Source organism: Pseudomonas sp. C 49-2, assembly GCF_003970195.1.
GTDB classification, from domain to species: domain Bacteria; phylum Pseudomonadota; class Gammaproteobacteria; order Pseudomonadales; family Pseudomonadaceae; genus Aquipseudomonas; species Aquipseudomonas canadensis.
On sequence record NZ_RXYG01000002.1, the window covers coordinates 23610 to 45725 of the forward strand.

General features: G+C 61.4%; 22 protein-coding genes. 13 read left to right on the forward strand and 9 right to left on the reverse strand.

What is annotated here, in order from left to right; genetic code table 11:
• The first annotated feature begins 1 nt into the window (after window position 1).
• The 3 genes from EJ576_RS03710 to EJ576_RS03725 all read left to right on the forward strand — a co-directional run bounded on the left by EJ576_RS03710 (window position 2) and on the right by EJ576_RS03725 (window position 4677).
• Entirely contained in the window at window positions 2-850 is an 849-nt protein-coding gene (locus EJ576_RS03710) for a MaoC family dehydratase (protein WP_122730702.1), read from the forward strand.
• Between the two features lie 301 nt (window positions 851-1151).
• Window positions 1152-2822, forward strand: coding sequence for a collagen-like triple helix repeat-containing protein (locus EJ576_RS03720; RefSeq protein ID WP_178083523.1), 1671 nt, complete (start codon window positions 1152-1154; stop codon window positions 2820-2822).
• Window positions 2823-2994: 172 nt separating this feature from the next.
• Entirely contained in the window at window positions 2995-4677 is a 1683-nt protein-coding gene (locus EJ576_RS03725; RefSeq protein ID WP_126569590.1) for a ShlB/FhaC/HecB family hemolysin secretion/activation protein, read from the forward strand.
• Between the two features lie 27 nt (window positions 4678-4704).
• Here EJ576_RS03725 and EJ576_RS03730 read toward each other — a convergent pair whose 3' ends face one another.
• On the reverse strand, window positions 4705-5103 hold the full coding sequence (locus EJ576_RS03730) for a response regulator (RefSeq protein WP_126569591.1): 399 nt from the start codon (window positions 5101-5103) through the stop codon (window positions 4705-4707).
• 47 nt (window positions 5104-5150) lie between these two features.
• A complete protein-coding gene (locus EJ576_RS03735; protein ID WP_126569592.1) occupies window positions 5151-5348 on the reverse strand; it encodes a Flp family type IVb pilin in 198 nt (65 codons plus the stop codon).
• Between the two features lie 333 nt (window positions 5349-5681).
• Here EJ576_RS03735 and cpaB point away from each other — a divergent pair, with 333 nt between their 5' ends.
• Genes cpaB through EJ576_RS03775 form a run of 8 tightly spaced genes read left to right on the forward strand, consistent with a single transcriptional unit; the run spans window position 5682 to window position 13115 of the window.
• Window positions 5682-6626: a Flp pilus assembly protein CpaB gene (gene cpaB, locus EJ576_RS03740; RefSeq protein WP_123474006.1), complete on the forward strand. Its 945-nt coding sequence runs from the start codon at window positions 5682-5684 to the stop codon at window positions 6624-6626.
• Between the two features lie 19 nt (window positions 6627-6645).
• Entirely contained in the window at window positions 6646-7875 is a 1230-nt protein-coding gene (locus tag EJ576_RS03745; protein WP_123474007.1) for a type II and III secretion system protein family protein, read from the forward strand.
• Entirely contained in the window at window positions 7872-9065 is a 1194-nt protein-coding gene (locus EJ576_RS03750; RefSeq protein WP_123474008.1) for a pilus assembly protein, read from the forward strand. Before EJ576_RS03745 ends, EJ576_RS03750 begins: the two co-directional genes overlap by 4 nt.
• Window positions 9062-10333: a CpaF family protein gene (locus EJ576_RS03755; protein WP_126569593.1), complete on the forward strand. Its 1272-nt coding sequence runs from the start codon at window positions 9062-9064 to the stop codon at window positions 10331-10333. Before EJ576_RS03750 ends, EJ576_RS03755 begins: the two co-directional genes overlap by 4 nt.
• 10 nt (window positions 10334-10343) lie before the next feature.
• Window positions 10344-11225 carry a type II secretion system F family protein gene (locus EJ576_RS03760; RefSeq protein WP_126569594.1) on the forward strand — a complete coding sequence of 294 codons (882 nt, stop codon included), beginning with the start codon at window positions 10344-10346 and terminating at the stop codon, window positions 11223-11225.
• A gap of 1 nt (window position 11226) precedes the next feature.
• Window positions 11227-12114, forward strand: a complete 888-nt coding sequence (locus tag EJ576_RS03765; protein ID WP_122730692.1) for a type II secretion system F family protein — start codon at window positions 11227-11229, stop codon at window positions 12112-12114.
• Between the two features lie 10 nt (window positions 12115-12124).
• Window positions 12125-12835: a tetratricopeptide repeat protein gene (locus EJ576_RS03770; RefSeq protein ID WP_122730690.1), complete on the forward strand. Its 711-nt coding sequence runs from the start codon at window positions 12125-12127 to the stop codon at window positions 12833-12835.
• A gap of 10 nt (window positions 12836-12845) precedes the next feature.
• Window positions 12846-13115, forward strand: coding sequence for a DUF3613 domain-containing protein (locus EJ576_RS03775; RefSeq protein ID WP_126569595.1), 270 nt, complete (start codon window positions 12846-12848; stop codon window positions 13113-13115).
• Between the two features lie 12 nt (window positions 13116-13127).
• On the opposite strand, the gene EJ576_RS03780 is transcribed toward EJ576_RS03775, so the two are convergent.
• Both EJ576_RS03780 and EJ576_RS03785 read right to left on the reverse strand, forming a co-directional pair.
• The gene (locus tag EJ576_RS03780) at window positions 13128-13916 is read right to left on the reverse strand and encodes a response regulator transcription factor (RefSeq protein ID WP_122685894.1); all 789 of its coding nucleotides are present in this window, start codon (window positions 13914-13916) and stop codon (window positions 13128-13130) included.
• A 126-nt stretch (window positions 13917-14042) separates the two neighbouring features.
• Window positions 14043-14492: a prepilin peptidase gene (locus EJ576_RS03785; protein WP_028615591.1), complete on the reverse strand. Its 450-nt coding sequence runs from the start codon at window positions 14490-14492 to the stop codon at window positions 14043-14045.
• 72 nt (window positions 14493-14564) lie between these two features.
• Here EJ576_RS03785 and EJ576_RS03790 point away from each other — a divergent pair, with 72 nt between their 5' ends.
• Window positions 14565-15014 (forward strand): TadE/TadG family type IV pilus assembly protein, encoded by a 450-nt coding sequence (locus EJ576_RS03790; protein ID WP_028615590.1) that lies wholly within the window; start codon window positions 14565-14567, stop codon window positions 15012-15014.
• On the forward strand, window positions 15011-17728 hold the full coding sequence (locus EJ576_RS03795; RefSeq protein ID WP_126569596.1) for a PAS domain-containing sensor histidine kinase: 2718 nt from the start codon (window positions 15011-15013) through the stop codon (window positions 17726-17728). The genes EJ576_RS03790 and EJ576_RS03795 overlap by 4 nt, the downstream gene beginning before the upstream one ends.
• On the opposite strand, the gene EJ576_RS03800 is transcribed toward EJ576_RS03795, so the two are convergent.
• From EJ576_RS03800 to EJ576_RS03820, 5 genes are all read right to left on the reverse strand, one after another.
• On the reverse strand, window positions 17725-19671 hold the full coding sequence (locus tag EJ576_RS03800; RefSeq protein ID WP_126569597.1) for a pilus assembly protein TadG-related protein: 1947 nt from the start codon (window positions 19669-19671) through the stop codon (window positions 17725-17727). The two genes, EJ576_RS03795 and EJ576_RS03800, sit on opposite strands and share 4 nt — an antisense overlap.
• Before the next feature lie 104 nt (window positions 19672-19775).
• On the reverse strand, window positions 19776-20333 hold the full coding sequence (locus EJ576_RS03805) for a DUF4136 domain-containing protein (RefSeq protein ID WP_028615587.1): 558 nt from the start codon (window positions 20331-20333) through the stop codon (window positions 19776-19778).
• Between the two features lie 44 nt (window positions 20334-20377).
• Window positions 20378-20980 carry a DUF4136 domain-containing protein gene (locus EJ576_RS03810; RefSeq protein WP_016977011.1) on the reverse strand — a complete coding sequence of 201 codons (603 nt, stop codon included), beginning with the start codon at window positions 20978-20980 and terminating at the stop codon, window positions 20378-20380.
• A gap of 24 nt (window positions 20981-21004) precedes the next feature.
• Window positions 21005-21754 carry a methyltransferase gene (locus EJ576_RS03815; protein ID WP_122730681.1) on the reverse strand — a complete coding sequence of 250 codons (750 nt, stop codon included), beginning with the start codon at window positions 21752-21754 and terminating at the stop codon, window positions 21005-21007.
• On the reverse strand, window positions 21747-22055 hold the full coding sequence (locus tag EJ576_RS03820) for a MazG-like family protein (RefSeq protein ID WP_122730679.1): 309 nt from the start codon (window positions 22053-22055) through the stop codon (window positions 21747-21749). Before EJ576_RS03820 ends, EJ576_RS03815 begins: the two co-directional genes overlap by 8 nt.
• Window positions 22056-22116 lie beyond the last annotated feature (61 nt).

Below are 22116 nucleotides of genomic sequence, written 5' to 3' on the forward strand. Positions count from 1 at the left end.
CATGCAATGGAAGACGCTAGGCACTACGCCATTCCTGCCGCCGTTGTATTGGCGCGCCGCGCTCAAGCGCAAGATCACCGGCAACACGTTGCCCGAGCAGGGGTTGCGCTGTCGGGTGAGCATCAACTTCGAGCAAGTAGCGGCGTACCGCAAGGTCTGCGGTTTTGCCGACAGCCCGATCCTGCCGGCGACTTATCCGCATATCCTGGCGTTCGGGTTGCAGATGCAGTTGCTCACCGACAATAGTTTTCCCTTCCCGTTGCTGGGGTTGATTCACCTGAGTAACCGCATCCGTATCCATCGCCCGCTCGGGGGTGTAAGCGAGTTGTCCATCGCTGTCCACACGCAGAACCTCAAGCCCCATCCCAAGGGCGCGACCTTTGATCTGATCACCACCGTCGAGGACTCCCTCGGCCTGCTGTGGGAAGCCGAAAGCCGCATGCTTTGCCGGGGCGTAAAGCTCGAAGGTGAACCCGAGGATGACGCCCAGCCTTCCCCCACTCAGGTCAGCGAACTGACCCGCTGGAAAGCCCCCGCCGATATCGGCCGCCGTTATGCGCGGGTCTCCGGCGACTACAACCCGATCCACCTCAGCGCCCTCACCGCCAAGCTGTTCGGTTTTCCCCAGGCCATCGCCCACGGGCTGTGGAACAAGGCGCACACCCTTGCCGCCCTCGGCGAACACCTGCCCGCCGCCAATATCGAGATCAGCGTCGAGTTCAAAAAACCCGTGCGCCTGCCCGGTGAAGTGACGTTGTTGACCAGCGCCGCCGGCTCCAGCGGTGAGTTGTGGTTAAAAGGCGCGGGCGATATTGAACATATGGTGGGCAAGTGGTGGCCGATCGCCTGAAAGAAACCGATTAATTGTATATATATACCCTAAGTAATAGCGGACTTTTTTACGTCCGCTTTTTTATTCAAGTCATTGATTCAAAACACATATACATCTTGATACATCCTTGCCTTATACCCTTGGTATTAGTTACTTAACCGGTACACCCGTGCCGTATATAAATCGTTAATACCAAGTAGAGCATTGAGCGAACGCACCGCCCGGGCTGTTATAGCCATACGGACAAACACATTGCTACCCCGAGAAGTAGCGAGTGTTTGAAGACAACCAAGGTTGTACAGGTGCAAGGAACTCAATCATGAAAACTCAAGTCGTGTTTTGGAAAGCAAGTACCGCGCTGGCCCTGGCCGTAGCACTGGCACTCGGCGGCTGCAGCAGCGGTGGTGGTGGGCACAAATCCAGCGTGGCATCGTCCTCACCCGATGCGGGTGCAGGAACAGGTGGCGGTACCGGTGGCGGCACAGGTGGCGGCACAGGCGGCGGCACAGGTGGCGGCACAGGCGGCGGTACCGGTGGCGGCACAGGTGGCGGCACAGGCGGCGGTACCGGTGGCGGCACAGGTGGCGGCACAGGCGGCGGTACCGGTGGCGGCACAGGTGGCGGCACAGGCGGCGGCACAGGCGGCGGCACCGGCGGTGGCACCGGCGGCGGAACAGGTGGTGGCACGGGTTCGACAACCACTCCCCTGGTGACTGGCCAGATTGCCGGCACTCTGGGCGGTACTGTCGGTAACGTGGGCGCTGCGGTCGGCGACCTCGGCGACACCTTGAACAACGTTCCCATCGTTGGCACTACGGCTGGCGGTCTCGTCACTGCTACCGGCAACGCCGTCACCAGCATTGGCACTGGCGTCACTGCCGGACTGGGCTCTCTGGGTACCAACAGCAACTCCCTCGGCATTACCGTGGCGGGGGTCGGTAACGGCGTTGCCGACCTGGGCGACGGTCTTTCGACGACCGGCAAATCCCTGTCGACCACACTGGGCGGCATTCCGGTGGTGGGTGGTTTAACCGGCGGCGTCGGCGGTGCTGCCGGCGGCGTGGTCGATAAGGTGGGCCAGACCGTCACCATGCTCGGCGATACCTTGAGCACTGCCAGCACCACCGGGCCGCTGGGTTCTCTCACTAACACGGTCGGCGGTAAAGTGTTGGTGCCTGTGGTCTCGCTGGTGGAAAACACCACGGGCAACCTCGGCAAGGCCACCGGCCTTGGCAACCCGGTCAATGGCCTGCTGGATAAAGTCGGCTCCACTGTGACCGGCCTGGGTGGTCAGGTTGCCAGCGCAGGGGGCACCGGCAACCCGGTGACCAATATCGTCGGCGGTGCATTGACCGGCGTCGGTGGCGTGCTCGACAAGTCCGGTGGCTATGTCGCCCAAGCGGGCGGCGCTTCGAAACCCGGCCTGCCTGAGTTGGTGGGTGGCCTGGTAGCCAACGTCGGTAATGGCCTGAATGCCGGCAACACCAATGGCGCCGTGAGCGCGGCAGGCGTGACCGGTGGAGCATTGGGTGGCACTGTCGCTTCCCTCGGCACAATCATTGGCGGCAATGGCGTCGCCAATACTGCAGCGACGTCGCCCGTTGCCGGCTTGGCGACCAACGTCGGCGCGGCCCTTAACCCAGTGACCTCCGGTGTCGCCAGCCTGACGCAAAACATCGGAAACACCACGGGCATCGGCGCTCCGGTCAATGGCCTGGTGACTCAAGTCGGTGGCGCCGTCAGCGGTATCGGTGCCAACCTGACGGCGGCCAACGCCAACCCGATCACCAATGCCCTCGGCGGCACCGTCAGTGCGGTTGGCAGTACCGTAGGCTCGGTCGGTGGGTTGGTCACAGGCGGTACCGGCACCAGCGGCGGTCTGCTTGGCGGACTGAACGTAGGCGCCAACACCTCGGCGGGTGGCAGTGCGAATACAAATACCGGCAGCGGCCTGGGCGGTTTATTGAACGGCCTGACCGGCAAAAAATAGAATTGCACCTGGCCGATTAGACGGCCTCCCCTACAGCGCCTACGCTTGGTTGAGACGAGAGACCCAATAAGTCTCTCGTCTTTTTTATGGGGCCTGGAACATGCCCCACCCGAACCGAGTCCCAGAACCGGGCGGGCCCGAAACGCTGCTGCAGTTGACCATGGAGTGTCCTATGCGCGTGTTGACGCCGTTGTTATTGCTTACTCTCAGTGCCTACGCCCAAGCCGAGACCCTTCCCAGCTTCCTCAACAGCAACGACACCATCCGCAACCTGCCAGTGCCCAACCTTCCCGCCGACGCCTATCGACCGGCCACGCCACAGACCCAGGTGCCCGAAACACCACCTACTCAGGGCCAGCCGCTGTTGATGGACACCAAGGTCACGATTCGCAAGCTGCAGATCGAGGGTGGCACCATCTACCCGCTCGACGAGACCGCCAAGGCCTACGAACCGTTGTTTGGTCATGAGACCAACCTGGCGCAACTGATCGAAGCCACCCGTGGGGTTACCCGTCGCTACCAGCAGGACGGCTACCTGCTGTCCTACGCATTCCTGCCCCAACAGAGCTTCGAAAATGGCCTGGTGCGCGTGATTCTGGTGGAAGGGTATATCAAGGACTACCAGCAAACTGGCGATATCGGCTCGGTCTCGGCTTACGTCGACAAACTGGCCAATAAACTCCTGGCCGAACGCCCGCTGACCCGCAAGACCTTCGAGCGCTATACCACGCTCATGGGCCGTATCCCAGGCGTCACACTGCAAGCGCAAGTACCCGCGCCGGGAACCACCGACGGTGGCACACACATGCAGATCACTGCCAGCCGCAAGCCCTTCACCAGTAGCATGAGCATGACCGATGACAGCCGCGGAGGCCTGCAGGCCCTGCTTACCGGCACCAGCAACTCCCAGACCTCAATGGGCGAGCAACTCAACGTCAGCGGGCTGTTCCCGCCTGGCGAAGATAAAGAGCACTACTACCGTGTGGGCTACAGCCAGTTCATCAATGCCGAAGGCACCCAGCTGGCGCTCGCCGCCGAACGCTACCGCGCCGACCCCAAAACCAACGTGCAACTGGACGGCGGCTTCGAGCTCAAGCCGCACCAGTCCATCGATCGCTATTCCATCGGCCTCAGCCACCAGCTGATAGCCTCACCGAATGAATCGCTGACCCTCGGCACGCGCCTCTACGCAGTGGACCAAACCACAGGCTACAAACTCTTGGGCTACCCCCAGCGTTTCGACGTTGAAACCAACCTGCGCGCCCTGGCCTTGGAGGGTGACTGGCGCAAGTCCGACACCCGCCAACTGCGTATCCTCAGCGCCGGTCTGTACCAGGGCATCAACGGCATGGGCGCCAGGACCCACAGTGATTTCGAAGGGCTCAAGCCCGACCTGGACTTCTTCCGCCTGCGCCTGTCCGGCGTACAAAGCGACAAGTTCTTCGATAACTGGCAAGGCGTCCTGTCGGGAGCCTTTTACTGGAGCAATGACACCCTGCCGGACAGCGAACGCGCCACGTTCGGTGGGCAGAACTTCGGTCGTGGCTACCCTGACGACCAGGGTTCCGGTGACAAGGGCTGGGGGCTGGCGTATGAGGTCAACTACAGCTACAACCGCGCCGGCGACTGGGTGAGGATTCTGCAGCCCTACATCGTGTTCGACCGCGCCAAGACCTGGTTCAACGATCTGCCCGTCAAGAGCAACGACCTGTCATCGGCTGCAGTCGGGCTGCGTTTTGGGGACAACAAGTACTACAACATCGCACTGGAAGCGGCCAAGCCGATGTCGGATATCGCGCTGGACAGCTTCAACCGACGGCCCCGGTATACGTTGAGCTTCAGTTATCAGCTCTGACCCTGCCTGTAGGCGCCGGCCTGGCGCCTACAGCCTGGGCTTCGGAAGGGGAAACAGATTGTTCAACGTATCAATCAACCGCACCAGATAGATCGGCTTGCGAAACAGGTCCAGCACTTGCAAACGCAGCATGTCGCTCACATCGTCCATTTCGGCATGGCCCGACATCACAATCACCGGCAGGTGTAAGCGTGAGGTGTGTTCGCGCAGGCGCTTGATCAAGGAGATACCGCTTTCCTCGGGCATGCGCAGATCGGTGATGACCAAGGCGATGTCGGGGTGAAGTGTCAATTCTTGCAGGGCGAAGGTGACGGAGGTGGCGGTAAAACAGACAAATCCCTCGTTTTCGAGGGATTCGGCGAGTTCGATCAAGGCGTCCTCTTCATCGTCCACCAATAGAATTTGCTGGCGTGAAGACGCGCTCATGGCATCACCTTCAAGAGGGGATCATCATAACGGCCACCACAACTAAATCATGTTCCGGTCGGCATATTAGTGGTCATATTGGTGAAAATGGTTTTTACCTTAGTTCCAAGCTCCGTCCCGGCACCCACTATAACGAGCGCTACCAACGCTACGACAATGGCGTATTCGATGCCTGAGGCTCCTTCTTTGCGACTGAAGAATAGTTGGGTTTGGACATACAGCTTCAACACCAGGTCAAGGAACATAAGACTTCTCCCTAAAACGCCACTGGAAGCCGGAACGGCTCTAGTACCAGATAATCGCGGCGTGCCATTAGAGCATTGTCAACAAACCCCAGCCTCACAACTGTAATAACGAATTAATCATAAAGTATTAGTCGTAACGTCAACCCCCCATAAACGCGCCGTATAAAGGCAGCGTTTATAAGCTCACATAATTTTTCTCTAGGGTAATGGCATTTCGTCCTAGCTGAGCTACCTTCAAATAGCCAAATCGTTAGATGTTCATCACAGCCAGGTTGCGGATTAACCCATTCGAATTAATCGGGTGTGCAGTGCAACGGGAAAGGGAGAGCCGTCATGAACAGTCGCATCAGCATGGTCCTGGCCGGCTTGTTGCTGATCGGGGCCTTGATCGCCGGGTACTGGGGGCTTGTTTTGAGCCGCGCTCCGGAGCCTGTCGCAGTCCCCGCCGTACCTGTCGTTTCCGTTGATAACACTGTCGCTGCGGTGGAAGACCAGACCCGCCAACCGGTGGTGGTGCTGGCGCATGACGTGCCCGCTTTTGTGCCACTGACCGACGCCGACCTGATCCTGGAAAAACTGCGCACCGCGCCCGCCGGCAGCCTGACCCAGCTCGATCAAGCCATCGGCCGCATCCCCCTGCGGACCTTGGGCGCAGGCACTTGGCTCACCGAAGAAAGCTTCAGCGGCGGCGGCCCGCTCGCCCGCATGATTCGCCCGAATGAGCGCGCCCTGGCCGTGGCCGTGGATGAGGTGAGCGGCGCTGGGGGCCAACTGACGCCAGGCGATTACGTGGATGTGCTGCTGTTCCTGCGCCAGGATGTCGGTAACGTCGAGCAGTCGGCGCAGATCGTCCTTCCGGCCATGCGCCTGCTCAGCGTCGGTGACCAGTTGGGCCTGGCCAACGATGGCAAACCCGCTGTGCCACCCCCGGTCACGCCTGAAGAACGCGCCCAAGCCGCCCAACGTCGATACGGCGCACGCACCGTGGTGCTGGCCGTGCCGGAGCCACTGCTAAGCCGACTGATGCTCGCGGCGCAAGCCGGCGTGTTGCGCCTGGCGGTACGTAGCGCCGAGGAACAACTGCTCAGTCGCTACTGGGCTGGCGAAAGCGACGCATCAGAGAGACTGGAAAGCGCCAACCGCAACCTCTACCAATTCACCCAATTGGCCTTGACCGGCCCGCCCAAACGCGTGGTCCAAGCCAGCACCACTGGGCCTGGCGTACGCCGTGGCGTTGAAGTGATTCGCGGTGCCCAAGCGGCACCACAAACTCCGTGATCGAGCAAGGATGCCTTGAATGAGCCATCGCTACGCACCCCTGTTCACGCACATGGCCTGGGCCCTGATGCTGTCGAGCCTGCCGGTCGGCATGGCCTTGGCAGCGCCGGGCAACTGCGGTGCCCTGGGTCAGTTACCCGCCGTGGTCGAGGTGGGAGAAGGCCTGCAACAAGAGCTGCAATCACCGGTGGCCATTACGCGCCTGGCCATCGGCGACCCGAAAATCGCCGATGTGCGGGTCAACGGTGACCGGAACTTTCTGCTGACCGGTGTTTCGTCCGGCGCTACCAGCCTGATGGTATGGACCGCCTGTGCCAGCGCGCCGCGCCAAAGCATGGTGTTCGTCAAGGGCAAGGCCACGTCAGCGCTGACCAGCGTGTCGCTGCCGCCGTCGGAAGACCCGTTGTTACCCAGCCAGGTGCAGACCGATATCCGCTTTGTCGAGGTCAGCCGTACCAAGCTCAAGGAAGCCAGCACCTCGCTGTTCGGTCAGGGAGGTAACTTTCTGTTTGGCAGCCCCGGCAATGGCACGGCACCTGTTGCGCCGGCCAATAGCTTTCGCGGACAGGGAGTGAATAACGGTTTTTTCAATATCGGCTTCGGCGGTGGCCGCATCTCGGCCATGATCAATGCCCTGGAGCAAAGCGGCTTCGCCTATACCCTGTCGCGTCCCAGCCTGGTGGCGCTCAGCGGACAGAGTGCAAGCTTCCTTGCGGGCGGTGAAGTCCCCATTCCAGTGCCCAGCGCCGGCAGCGACAGCATTTCCATCGAGTACAAAGAGTTCGGCATTCGCCTGACCCTGACCCCGACCGTGATTGACCGCAACCGCATCACCCTCAAGGTGGCGCCAGAAGTCAGCGAACTGGACTACAGCAACGCGGTGCAGATCGAAGGCATCCAGGTGCCGGCGTTGACCGTCCGCCGTACCGACACCAGCGTGTCCCTGGCCGATGGCGAAAGCTTTGTGATCAGCGGCCTGATCAGCAGCAACAACCGCTCCACCATCAGCAAGTTTCCGGGGCTGGGCGACATCCCGATCCTCGGGGCGTTTTTCCGCGACTCCAATATCAGCCGCGAAGAAAAAGAGCTGCTCATGATCGTCACGCCGCATCTGGTGCAACCGTTGGCGGCCAACGCCCAACTGCCCTCCTTGCCCGGCGAGAAACTACGCAGCTACGACCCAAACTGGTACCGGCTGTTCTTCCTGGAAAACGGCAACTTTGACCGTCGCAGTGGACTTTCCCAATGAGCGATAGCCTGAGCCAGACCTTTCTCGCCATCACCCGCAACACCACTGACCTGGAGTGGCTGCAGGGCGCCCTGGCACCGCTTGGCCAAGTCGTCAGCGCCGGCACCGGCAGCCTGGACGAACTGCTGGCACTGGTGGATGTGACCTTCGCCAACCTGGTGTTCGTCGGCCTGGACCGCGAAAACGTCGTGGCCCAGAGCGCATTGATCGAAGGCGCCCTGGAAGCCAAGCCGATGCTCGCCGTCGTCGCGCTGGGCGATGGCATGGACAACCAGCTTGTGCTGAACGCCATGCGGGCCGGCGCCCGCGACTTCGTGGCCTACGGCTCGCGCTCCAGTGAAGTGGCGGGCTTGGTGCGACGCTTGAGCAAGCGCCTGCCCACCGTCGCCAACCATGCACAACTGGGTGGCCTGACCGTGCTCTTTGGCACCCAGAGCAATGCCGATGGGGCGATGCTGGCCACCCACCTGGCGCTGGTCGTGCAGAAAAGCGGCCAGCAAACCCTGTTGCTCGACCTGGGCCTGCCGCGCAGCGACAGCCTGGCCTTGCTGGGTCTGCAAAGCACCTTCAATTTCGGTGACGCGTTGCGACACTTGCGCCGCCTCGATACCACCCTGATCAACAGCGCCTTTACCCCTGCCCTGGACGGGCTGCGCATCCTGGCCTACGCCACCGGTGACGAACCGCTCAAACTCACCAGTGCCGCCGAGCTGTTCATGTTGCTCAGTGCACTGCGCCAGCACTTCCAGCACATCGTCGTGAACATTACCGGGCAACCCGACAGCGAGGCCCTGCGCACCTTTGTCAGCCACTGCGACAAACTGCTGTGGTGCACCGACCAGAGCGTACTGGACTGTCGCCGCAACCTGGCAATACTCAACCGCTGGCGCGAAAAAGGCATGAAGCTGGATCACGCCAAGCTGGTGGTGGACCGCTACATCAAGGCCTGCGCACCCGATACCGAGGCCCTGGAAAAAAGCTTCGGCCTTGAGTGCATCGCCGTACTCCCGCTGAGCGCCGAGCTGCGCCTGAATGTGAAAAACCAGGGCCAGACCCTGTTTGCCCTGGCCCCCCGTGAACCTTTGACCCAAGCCGTGCGCACCTTGGGCGAGCGCCTGGCAAAACGCTCCGAGGGCCTGACGAAGCCGTCGATGCGCTGGTTTGAACGCTTCCTGGGGTCTGGACGATGAACGGCGAAAAACTGTTTGGCGGCCCAGCCCGCGCCGATGGCGGCAACAGCGATCACGATGGCCTGAAACTGGTGCTGCACCGCTACATCATCGATGCCATCGAGGAATCGGGTAAAAACCTGCTCGAAGGCACACGCCAGTCCCTGGCGCAATTTGTCATCGACAAGGTTTCCGAATACATCACGCGCATGCGCCTGGCGATCTCGCGTTATGAGATGGAGCGCCTGGCCGAAGAGATCGTCGACGAACTCACCGGTTTCGGCCCGCTGGAAGTGCTGCTGCGTGACCCTTCGGTGACAGAGATCCTGGTCAACGGGCCGCACCGTGTGTTTATCGAACGCGATGGTGTGTTGCACCAGAGCGACCTGCGTTTCATCGACGACCACCATGTGGAGCGCGTGATGCAACGCATCCTCGCGCCACTGGGCCGGCGCCTGGATGAATCCTCGCCGATGGTGGATGCGCGCTTGCCCGACGGCAGCCGGGTCAACGCGATCATCCCGCCGATTGCCCTGGACGGGCCGTGCCTGTCGATTCGGAAATTCCGCAAGGACATGCTCAAGAGCAGCGACTTGGTTGCCATGCAAACCATTGATCAAAGCATCTTCGAGTTCTTCCAAGAGGCCGTGGGCAAGCGCTGCAACATCTTGATCAGCGGCGGCACCGGCACCGGCAAGACCACGCTGCTGAACATCCTCAGCCAGTTGATCAACCCCCACGAGCGCCTGGTGACCATCGAAGACGTCGCTGAACTGCAACTGGGCCACCCCCATGTGGTTCGCCTGGAAACCCGCCCGCCCAACGCCGAAGGCCATGGCGAAGTGCGCTCCAGCGACCTGATCCGCAACGCCCTGCGGATGCGCCCGGACCGCATCATCCTCGGCGAAATCCGTGGCGTGGAAGTGCTCGACGTGATGACCGCCATGAACACCGGCCACGACGGTTCCATGAGCACCGTGCACGCCAACAATGCCCAGGATGCGTTGCTGCGCCTGGAAACCCTGGTGGGTCTGACCGGCCGTGTGGTCGCGGAAAAAACCCTGCGCCAGATGATCTGCGCCGCGCTGGACGTGATTATCCAACTGACGCGCATGCCCGATGGACGCCGCTGTGTGAGCGAAGTGGTGGAAGTGGTCGGCGTGCGCGAAGACGTGTATGTCACCAACACCCTGTTCCGCCTGGACCGGCGCACCGGCGTCGGTTTCCTGCGCGAAGCCATCAACCCGGCCGGCGACAAACTGCGCCGCGAATCGGCCTTGCAATCCTAGGGAGCGCCAGATGATCGGACCTGTGTTGCTCCTTATCTGCCTGCTGCTGATCGGCCTGTCGTTCTGGCAATTTCAGCACGGCCTGCGCAAGGCCCAGACGGACCGCGTGCTGGAACGTCTCGGCGACGGTCAGCCCGAAGTACAGGACACCAACACCCGTTGGACGGGCCTTGAGCGGATGTTTCAACGTGCCGGGCTGGGCAAACCCACGGACCGCCTTGGCCTATGGCTGAGCGCCTGGGTGACCGGCGTACTGTTGGGCTGGCTGCTCGCCGACGGGTTGGGCCTGGTCACAATGATCGTCGGACCGCCTCTGTTTCTGCGGGTGTACATCAGTTGGTGTTATCAACGCCGCGTGCAACGTATGGTCGAGCAACTGCCTCAATTGCTCGACCACAGCGTGCGCAGCCTCAAATCCGGCAGAACCTTGGCCGACGCAGTACTGGGCGGTGTCGAGAGCACTGAAGATCCGCTCAAGGAAGCCATGGGCCGCGTTCAACGCAATGTGCGCATGGGCGTCAGCCTGCCGGACTCGGTCAGCGACTTTGCCGAGTTCTATGAACAGGATGAATTCCGCCTGTTCGCCCTGGGCTTGAAGGTCAATCACCGCTACGGCGGCAACGCCAGTGAGCTGCTGGAAAACCTGATCAAGATGATCCGCGAACGGGAACAGGGCGCCCGTCAACTCAGGGCCATGACGGGTGAAACCCGCATGACCGCGTATGTGCTGGGCGGGCTGCCGATACTGATCGTGGGTTATTTCATCCTGGTCAACCCCGATTACCTGATGACCATGTGGAACGACGATACGGGACGCATCATGCTGTTCAGCGCGCTGGTCATGGACATCAGCGGCACCTTGCTCATGTGGCGCATGCTGAGGAGTGTCTGAGATGGCGCTGCTGGCCTGTGTCTTGTTGTTGCTCGCCGCCTTGGTATTGTTCGGCGGCCAATTGCTCGAGAATCGCCGACGTGACCGCCGGGTGGCTGAGCGCCTGCAAGGGCGTATGGGCGGCGATGCCAAGCTCGGCACGTTCATGCGTCAACTCGGCGCCAGCACCCTGGCCCAGCGTTCGGTCAGCCTGGACAACGAGACCCAGATACTGCTCAACCGCATCGGTTGGCGCAAGGCCAGCCAACGTTCTCTGTTTGCGGCCTTTCAGATCGGCTTGCCCATCGTGTTCCTGGGCCTGACCGTCATCGGCCAGCAGGTTTTTTTCCCTGAAATGGACCCCGCGTGGATTGCGCCCCTGTTTGGCCTGGGCATTGGCTACCTACTGCCCAAACGCGTGCTCGCCGCCGCCACCAAACATCGTCAGCAAACCATCGCCAAGGAAATCTCAACCTTCATTCCGCTGCTGCGCATCCTGTTCGAATCGGGCATGGCGGTTGAACAGTCATTGCGCGTCATGGGCACCGAAGCCCAGCGCTTGCTCCCTCACCTCACGCATGAGCTGCGCCTGATCCTGGCGCGGGTCGATTCCGGCCTGGAGCTGGGCGAAGAACTGGGCAAGACCGCGCGTTTGCTGGAAGTCGATGAGTTCACCGACACCTGCATCATCCTTCAACAATTGATCCATCAGGGCGGCGGCGCGATGAAGTCCTTGCTGGCGCTCAAGCAACTGCTCGACGACCGACGCCTGACCCGCCTGCAGGAATACATTTCAAAGATGTCAGCAAAAATGTCGGTGGTGATGATGGTGTTTCTGTTCCCCGCTTTGCTGATCGTGCTCGGCGGCCCGGCCTTTATCGGCATCGCCCGTGCGATGGCCAACTTTTGAGGAGACCTTGATGAGAGTACTGATTGCCGGCTTGGCCCTGCTGATGCTCGGCGGCTGCGCCACCAATGGCCAATCACCCTGGGCAGCGTTGACCTCACCGGGCAGTTGCGCCAAGCCAAGCTCGGAACAGGAACTGGCGCTCAACCTGTCTGATGATTTGGCCAACGAAGGCAAGCTGCACGCCAGCCTGGCCAACCTGCAAAGCCTGCCCGAAGCCTTGCCCCAAGTGCGCCAGCGCAAGGCCCGCACTTACCGCCTGCTCGGGCGCAGCGAAGCTGAACCGTTGTACCGCAGCCTGCTCGGCACCTGCATGACCGCCGAAGGCGAGCACGGCCTGGGGCAATTGGCGGCCGCCAAGGGCAACAACGCCCTGGCCATGGCCCACCTGCAGCGGGCGGCGCAGCTGGCGCCCACTGACGAGAAAATCCGCAATGACTTGGGCGTGGTCTACCTCAACCAATTGCGCGTGGAAGAAGCCCGCTTTGAATTCATGACCGCCATCGAACTCAAGCAGGGCGACCCGTTGGCCGCGGTCAACCTGGTCACGCTGTTGATCTACCAGGACGACTGGGGGCAAGCGGCCAAGGTCGTCAGCCAGTTGGGCCTGAGCCGCGAGCAAGTCTCCGATGCCCAGGCCCGCGCGGGAAAACTCAAGGGCGCCCGGACAGCGGCGCGCAAAATCGCGACAGTGCGCGATGCCCTGCCGGTGAGCCTCAAGTAAGGAGTGATCAATGAAAGTACATTACCTGATCGGCCTGGCGCTGTTACCGCTGGGCGCCATGGCCATCGAACCCGGCCCGTCGTCCCCGCAGCAGGCGGAAACGGAAAACTGGATGGTCTTGCAGATCAACGGGCGAGCCGCTTCGCCGACGCCACAAAGGGCCACGCCCGCGGAACGGGAGCAGGCCTCGCAGCGTTGGCTGGACACTTACAAATATCCGATTCCAGAGTTTTTCGAAACGGGCACCAGTGGGGACTCTAAAGGCGGCCAGAGTCAATGAGGTCCTGGCGCTTCAGTGCGCCGTCACTCGCTGGCGCATCGCCGAGTTGCTCGGCGACAAGGCCAGTGCCAGTTGGGTACGGTTATGCATATGGGTCAGGCGCAGTACTTGGGACACGTACAGCTTGACCGTGTTCTCGGTAATCCCCAGTTCGCAGGCGATCTGGTAGTTGGTCTGGCCCTTGCCCACCAGGCGCGCTACATCCAGTTGGCGTGGCGAGAGCTGGTTGAAGATGCTCGGAATTTCCACCGGGCCGGCTTCTTCGGCGACCAGGTCGGCCTCATCCGCCACGCCGGCACCTGGGCTGCGGCGCACTTTGTCGAGGTCCTGGTACAGGTCGTTGATGGATTCGGAAAGGTATTGCAGCTTCTGGTTCAGGTGCCCCAGTTGCAGCTCCTTGCGTCGCTCTTCCAGCGCTGCTTCCTGGCGTTGTAGACCTTCGAGCAACTCGTCGAGGTTGATCGGCTTCTGGTAGTAGTCCGAGATTCCGGCACGCAGGGCCTTGATCACGTCCTGTTTATCGGCGCGCCCAGTGAGCATGATCGCCTCGAATGCCCGCGCCTTGCCTGCCACCTTTTGCATGGCCTTTACAAGCTCGATGCCGTCCATGTCCGGCATGTGCAGGTCGCACAGCACCAAGCCGATCTCGGCGTCTTCGCTGAAGCGCTGCAAGGCGTGTCGGCTGGACTCACAAGGGACGCAGCGATAACCACTGCCTTCAAGAAATTCGCAGAGCTCTTCCACGATCAATGGCTGATCGTCGACCACGAGCACTTTTACCGCCGAGGTAAGCTTGTTCACGCGTTACTCCATGCCTGGCCAGCCAAAAGATTGACCTATCCTTTTTGACGAAGAATCCTACACATCTACTCAATAAACGTAGACCTACTTTCCGACTATGTACATAGCGATAGAGGCCTTGTGCGACTAATGGATCCAAAGCCAGTACAGCACAAATCCTGTCAATACAAAGGGGGCAAAAGGCTGCTTTGTTGACACGCCCGGTGAAGGTACCTCTCGGTGCGCGCTAAACCTTTGATGGATAAGCACCCAGGCGCCCTGGAAGACGGCGGCACCGATCAACGACCATAACAAAGCATCCAGATTGCTCGCCAGGGCCAGCGCGGCCAACAGCTTCACATCCCCCGCGCCAAAGCGGCCCAGTGCATAGCCCGGCAAGGTCAGCAGCAGGGCCACGGCAAAGGCCCAGCCTCCGTCGCCAGCGGGTGCCCCCAGCCAGGTCGTGCCCCTCCACAACAGGTAAATCAACGCCAACAGTGCCACTCCGAGGGTCAAGCTGTTGGCGATTTGCCGTTGACGCATGTCCTGCAACGCACAGAGCCCCAGCCAGAGCAGTATCACCGCGCTATGAATCACGTAAAAAACATCCCTTTTCGCTGATTGATTCTATGCTGATATCAAGTAGTAGCCGTCAGGGTAGACGCAGTCATGAAAACAGGCCTCCCTAGAAAGCAAAAAGGTGCAGCAGCGATTGAGTTCGCCCTGGTCTTCGGGATCTTTTTTGCAGTGTTCTATGGGTTGATCAGCTATAGCCTGCCGTTGCTAATGTTGCAGTCGTTCAACCAGGCGGCGGCTGAGGGCGTGCGCCAGGCCATGTCGGTGGACCCGGTAGCTGCCGGTTCCGCTTATACCAACCAGGTGACCACCCTCGCCAAAACCACCGCCTTAAAACAGTTGCAATGGATCCCGACCAGCTTCCAGTTTACCGATGACCTGGTCACCGCCACCTACGCCGGCACCGGCACCACGCTGAAAGTCACGATCAAATACCCCTCCAGCCGCCTCTATTCGGTGTTCCCGGCGCTGGTGTTGCCGGTCATTGGCACCGTGCCGAATCTGCCGGCGAACCTGTTGGTCAGTTCGAGTCTGCAGCTTTGACCTCGGGGGACAAGCTCTTCGGGCGACTGCTCGGCCGCAGCAGCGCGCTCACACTCGACATGCCCGGCGCCCCCACGCCAGGGCTGCACCTGCAACTGGACGCTCTGGGCCACGTGCTGGGCATCAACGGCACCCTGCGCTCACTGCTCGCGCCGCATGAAGCCCGACCGCTGCTGCGCGAGCTGTTATGTGCCAGCAGCGCCTTGAGCATCGAAGGACCCCCCGCCGACTGGCAACGCCAGAGCCTGGACCTGGACTTTCAAGGCGCCGCCGGCCAGATCCTGCACACCCGTGGCTGGGTCGAACCCGAGGGCGATGGCTGGTGCTTGCGCCTGCAGGACGTCAGCGACTTGCTGGCCAGCCGGCAACTGGCCCAGCACCGCGAACAGAACCATCAACTCGCCTGCCAGATGAGCGAACAACTGCGGGTATGCAGCCTGACCCGCCTGCCCGAGGTGTTCAACGAACACCTGCGCAGCCTGGCCCAGCGCTGGCGAATCCCCTGCGTGGCCATGGCCTTGCTCGATGAAGAAGACCAGGGCTGGCGGATCTACAGCCACTACGCCGCCCACGATGCGCCCACCTTGTGGCAGACCGGCCAGTCCTTGGGCATCAGCCCGGACAGTGCCAATGGCAATACGCCGTTGAGCCTGGCCCAAGAGCGCAGTGACAACCCGCGGCTGCAGAGCATTTTCGGGAATGCCGATGGATTCCTGGTGCCTTATCGTGACAGCCAGGGCGTCGCCGCGTGGTTGCTCTGCGGGTTCTACAGCGGCCAGCAACACACTAGCGAACGGGACTGGTTGAACCTCACCGCCGCCCTAGCCGCCCCGCTGCTGAGTCGCCTGCGCGAGCAACGCAACCACCAACAGCTTGACCGCATGGAAGCCCTGCAAGGCCTGCTCGGCACCGGCTGGTGGGAACTGCTGCCAGCCACTCAGGAGATCCAGTTGGCCCCGCAGTTGCTGCACAATCTCAGCCTGGAAGACGGCCCGACCCGCCAGCCGCTAGACCAGTGGCTTGAACTGATCCATCCCGCCGACCGCCAGGCGCTCAACAGCCGCCTGCACGACCTGCAAGCCTTGGGCAAACCCTTGCTGACCAGCGTGCGCCTGCAGCGTACCGACGCCGAGCACAACCCCCTGTGGTATCGCGTGCTGGGCCAGGTGTTGGGCGTGGGTGACAACCGGCGCTGGATCGGCTTCATGCTCGACATCAGCGACATCAAGAACCAGCAACTGCAAGCCGCCGCCGCCCATGCGCGCCTGGACAACCTGATCGCCAGCTCGCCGGCGGTGATCTACGTGCAACGTTATGTCGGCGGCGCCCTGCTCCCGGCGTTCTTCAGCGACAGCTTGCTGCCGCTGCTGGGTTGGACTCTGGCCGATTGCACCCCTGACAACCTGGCGTCACTGATCCACCCCGAAGACCGCGAGCTGTACTTCGAGCGCAGCCGACAATTGCTGCGCGAAGGCAGCGTACGCAGCCGCTACCGTCTGCGTGATAAACAAGACCATTACCATTGGCTGCTGGACGAAGCCAAGCTGTTGCGCGACGACCTCGGCCTGCCGGTCGAAGCCGTCGGTTTATGGCTGGATGTCACCGAGGCGACCCTGGCGGCCGAGCAGATCAAACAGAGCGAAGAACGCTACCGCATCCTGGTCGAAGACTCTCCGGCGATGATCTGTCGCTATCGCCCTGACCTGACCCTGACCTTCGGCAATACACCGCTGGCCAACTACCTGGAATGCCTGCCGGCGCAATTACCGGGGCTGAACCTGGGGCACTGGCTGTCGGACGAACAACGCCAGGCCTTTGTGCAGCGCATCGAACAACTGACCCCGGAATTCCCGGTCAGCACCGCCGAGATCAGCCTGGAATTGCCCGGCCGCGAACATGCCTGGTGGGTGTGGTCGGACCGTGGCGTGTTCGACGAACAGGGCACACTGGTGGAGGTGCAAGCGGTGGGCCGCGACAACACCGAAGTGCGCCGCTCCCAGCAGCAACTGACTCAAAGCGCCAAGATGGCCACCCTTGGCGAAATGGCCACCGGCCTGGCCCATGAGATCAACCAGCCGCTGAACGTGATGCGCATGGCCATCGTCAATGTGCTCAAACGCCTGAGCAACGGCGATGCGCAGATCGACTACCTCACCGAAAAGCTCCAGCGCATCGACACCCAGGTACAGCGCGCGGCGCGGGTGGTGGACCACATGCGCGTGTTCGGCCGCCGCTCGGAAATCGAACAACAGCCCTTCGACCCGTCGCAGGCAGTGGAAGGCACCTTGTCGCTGCTCGGTGAAGGCCTGCGCGGCAAGGGCGTGGAGCTGCGCATCACACCTGCGGACTTCAAGGTGCAGGTCAAAGGGCATGTCGACCAGCTTGAGCAAGTGCTGATCAACCTGATGGTCAACGCCCGTGATGCGCTGTTGAGCAAGCGGGAAAAGGATCCCGGGTTCCGCCCGTGGATCGCCCTGCACTGCGAGCATGACAGCCGGCATGTGCGCATCTGGGTTGAAGATAACGGTGGCGGCATTGACCCACGGTTGCTGGAGCGGATTTTCGAGCCGTTCTTCACCACCAAGCCCATCGGCGTGGGCACGGGGTTGGGCTTGTCGGTGAGCTATGGGATCGTGGAAAACATGGGCGGACGCCTCAGCGTCGCCAATGGCGAGCACGGCGCGAGGTTCTGTGTGGAGTTGCCGGTGAGTTAGATCACCAGATAGGCGCGGCCCATGTGGCAACTGAGATTGGCGCCGACCTCGGCGTTGCCCAGGCTGATGCCCAACGCCGAGAGCAGTGTGTTGACGATGGGATCGAGTATCGGCGACAGGACGTTTTGGACTAGGCCCACCACCGAACTGATGATGGTCGCCAGCGCGTTGGTAACGGTGCCATTAGCTGGGTTGGGTGTACTGCCGCTGGGCGGCACGTAGGTGACCTGCAGACCGTTCAGGGTATTGCCCAGGCTTAACACGATATCGGCGGTGCCGGGTGGTTTTTTGTAGATCGTTGCCGCGTTGATGTCATTCACCGGATTAAACACCAACGTATTGGTTTGCGCGCCTATGGTGGACAACGCTCTCAGATTCAGGCCGCCGCCAACGCCGGGTGTGCGCGGACCACACACCAACGTCAGCAGGCAAAAGCGTTGGCCAAAGTCGATCAGCCTCACCGGCTGCACATTCACTGGCGCAGACGATGAAAATGCCGACACCGGATCAACATAACCCACGCCCAAGGTGGCGATTGAAGTGGTGGCCTGCACCGTCAACGACTTGGTGGCCGGCGTGGCGCAACTGAAGTCTGTGACGTGGCTCTCCGCACTGGCCGCCTCGATATAGATGGACAAGGTCTGAGTGATATCCACGTCAGCGACATTACACCCCACTAAGCACACGACACCGGCCACCACGTCGAGGAGATTCAAGTTCAGTAAACCACCGACCACCTTGGATACCGGCGTCGCAAGCCCGCTCAGAATCGATGAAACCCCCGACACCACCTTGATGATCGGCGCATCAATCGTAACCAAGGTGCGTACCTGGGCGGTTCGAACAAAAATCTGATCCGTCGGCGGATTATTCAACAGCCCCATCTTGGCCTTGAGTGGATTGCCAATCGCCGACAATTGCGGGGGTTCAATGACTTTGGTCTGGATCGAGACGGTGCCTACCAGCGGAATATTCACTTGGGCTGCCGCACTGACCGCACTTTTGCTGCTGGAGAGCTGTGCCACGGTCTCCAGCAACTGAAACAACTGCACACTGGTATTCAAGGCCGCCGCCGGCGCTCCGGTGGCGACTTTCAGCAAGTCTCCAACCTTCAAGAGTTGGGTATTCGGCGCGATGGCTTTCACGCTAATCAAATCGTTGATGACCGCCGTGGCGACCGCGCCGTTTTTTTGCAGGACTTTCACCGCGGCGTCGAGCAACTGGCTGGCGGAAACTGCGGTACTCAGCAGCGCGTCGTAGTCACCCGCCTTCACGTTCAACTGAATCGCCAACTGATCCAGATAACTGAGCAGGTTCACGTTCGTCGTCAGCAAGCCATTCCAGCCTGCGGCCGTCAGGGACAGGCTGCCGCCCAATAGATTGCCGACAACCATGTTCAGCAACGGGGAATTGGCCGAATTCACGGAGGCCAGGCCGCTGCGAATGGTCAGTTGCGCCACCGGTGGCGCAGCCGCAGCCACGGCGGTGGCACTCAATATCGTCTGGGTTGCAACCGGCGCGCCGCTGAACATGTTCCAGATGCCGTTGGCAAGACTGGTCATCACACTGCGCGTTGCGACCACGCGCACGGCGTCGTTCTTGGTCGCGTCGGCGACGAACACACGGATATTGCTGGCATTGGTGGGCAAGGTGCCGCAGGTCACGGCCAGGCCCCGGCTGTTGTCGCCGGCGACCACGGTAAAGCCGTTGCGCGCGGCGTTTTCCTTGGCGTAGTCATTGGCCGTGGTAGTGGGCGTGCACTGGCCGCCACGACCGGCGGCTTCCAACGCCGCTGTGTCGGCGATGGACTGCAACCTGCGCTTTTCCAGGTACAGGCGACCGCTGTCCAGCGCCAACAGCATGAACACCATGGCCACCGCCAAGGTGCCTGCCGCCATCAAGCCAATCGCACCAAGCTGCCGGGAACCAAGTCGGGGAGACATCAGGCACTCCTTAGCGCTTACTCTCCGTAGTTGAATTGGAGTGTAGACAAGGCTTCAGGTGTGCGCTGGCCAGTCGCCACATTGACGACTGGCGGAAGGTATTTCTAGTGTGGAGGGTAGCTGGAGAGGACGCGGGTGACGGTGGTGCGGATGGCTTTGTCACGGTCCTGGGGGTTGGGCGAAGTGGCCATCATCTGTTCGTCGCTGCCGCGCCACACCAATTTGCCGTCCTTGCCGTCGAGCAGGTCGATCTGGATGGTGGCGACTTTGTAGGTGATGTTGCGCGTTTCGTTGTACATCGGCGCGCCCCAATAGCCGTTCCATGGGCCGCCCCAGGCGCCGCCGTAGTTGGTGGTGACTTGCTGCTGGCGGTCCTCCACGATCAGGTAGGCCTGCACGTTCAGGTCAGCCTTGCTGCCCGGCGCCGCTGGGCGCAGGCCGCGCTGGTCGAGTTGTTCACCCACGGCCTGGCGGATGCGCTGTTCGGTCAGGTCGCTCTTGATGCGCGGATCATCCGGACGATATTGCAACGCCGGGTCTTTCCAGGCCCAACTGCGGTAGGCACCAAAATCCCGGCTGGCGTCGAAATCGTGGTTGACCTGGCTGGTCTGGCAACCGCCCAGCAGCACTACAAGAGCAAGCGTAGCGATACGACGAAACATGGTTTTTCTCCAAAGAGCGACCGCGCTAAAGATGAGAATAGCTGTTAACTGGGAGGATACGCCGTCATTGCCTTTTGCACCGCCTGGCGCAAGGCATCTCCCCGCTCACTGAGGCTTCCCTGGCTGCCGGTTTCCGCACTGGCACTCCACACCGGCTGGCCGGTGCGGGCATCGAACAGATTGACGCGAACCACCACGACCTGCACTTCATAGGTGCGCACGATCGGCACCGAGTTGTACATGCCGTAACCATTGCCATAGCGGTTGTAGCCGCCATAACCGTAGCCGTAGTCATCCTGGACCTGCTTGAGGCGCTTCTCCAGGCGCACATCGGCGCTGACAAAAAGGTCTGCCGGGCGATTGTCATGCAACGGGCGCAGCCCGCGTTGATCAAGGGCACCGCTGACCGCTTCGGCAATCTGCGCCGAATCCGCCCAGGCCGTGCCCGCCGGCAACTGGCCGTTGCGCCAGGCCCAATTGCGGTAGGCGCCGTAGTCGCGCACGGGCGCCGGGTAGGCGCTGGCATCAAAGGTGTTGGCCGCCTGGGGCGGCGCCGGAGGAATCGGCGCCGAAGCGGCAACATAGGGGTTTGGGCTGGAACACGCGCCCAAACCCAGGGACAACAGGATCAAACAGAGACGACGCATTTCGACCTCCGCAGACTGGGCCGCTTAAACCGGACGGCAAATCCAGTGCAAATAACGCCCAAGTCCGGCAAAGCTTGGGTGACGACGGTGAGCGAGTTCCATCTCCAAAAGGTCCTGCAAATCGGCGCGGGCCTGGAATTCCACCGGCATATAGTCGTGGAACACCCGCACGCCGCTTTGGCTTTCGACCTGCCAAAGGCCTTCGAGTTGCGCCGCCAACTCACGGGGATCGAGGGGTTGTTGCGGCGTCAGGCTCTGCTTTTCGCCGGCCATGTCATTCTTGCGCATTTTGCGGAAGTGGCCTTTGAGCAGGTTGCGGTAAATCAGCGCATCGCGGTTGTAGAAGGCCAGCGACAGCCAGCCGCCGGGCACCGTGAGCTGATGCAGCACCGGCAGGATCGCGTGGGGTTCGGCCAACCATTCCAATACCGCGTGGCACAGCACCAGGTCGTAGGGTTCGGTGAGTTGGCCGAGCAGCTCTTGCCAGGGTGCATGAATAAAGGTGGCGGTTTGCCCGGCATCCGCGAAGCGTTGACGGGCGCCTTCCAACATCGGCTCAGCGGGCTCGGCCAGGGTGACCTCATGGCCTTGTTCGGCCAACCACAGCGACATATGGCCCAGGCCCGCGCCAATATCCAGCACGCGCAAAGGGCGTTTGGGTAGCGCTTCGGTCAGGTCGGCCTGGAGCACCGCCAGGCGGATCGCACCTTTGGCACCGCCGTAGATTTTTTCGGCGAAACGCGTAGCCAGTTGGTCGAAATGACGATCACTCATGGGCAAACCGCCGTTCACTGTCGGCCAACTTGGCGCGCACCACCTCGTTCATGTCCAGGCCCAACTCGCTGCACAGCAACAGCAGGTACAACACGATATCGCCGACTTCCTGCCCGGCATGGGCGAGTGAGTCGGCCGGCAACTGGCGCGACTGGTCTTCGGTCAGCCATTGGAAGATTTCCACCAGCTCGGCCATTTCCACGCTGGCGGCCATGGCCAGGTTTTTCGGGCTGTGGAACTGCTTCCAGTCGTTGTTATCGCGGATGCGGTGCAGACGTTCGGTGAGGTGTTCGAGGTTCATGCGGTACTCCTGAAGGTGGATAGCTTCGGGGGGATTAGCCTTGAAGGCAAGTGAACCTTTA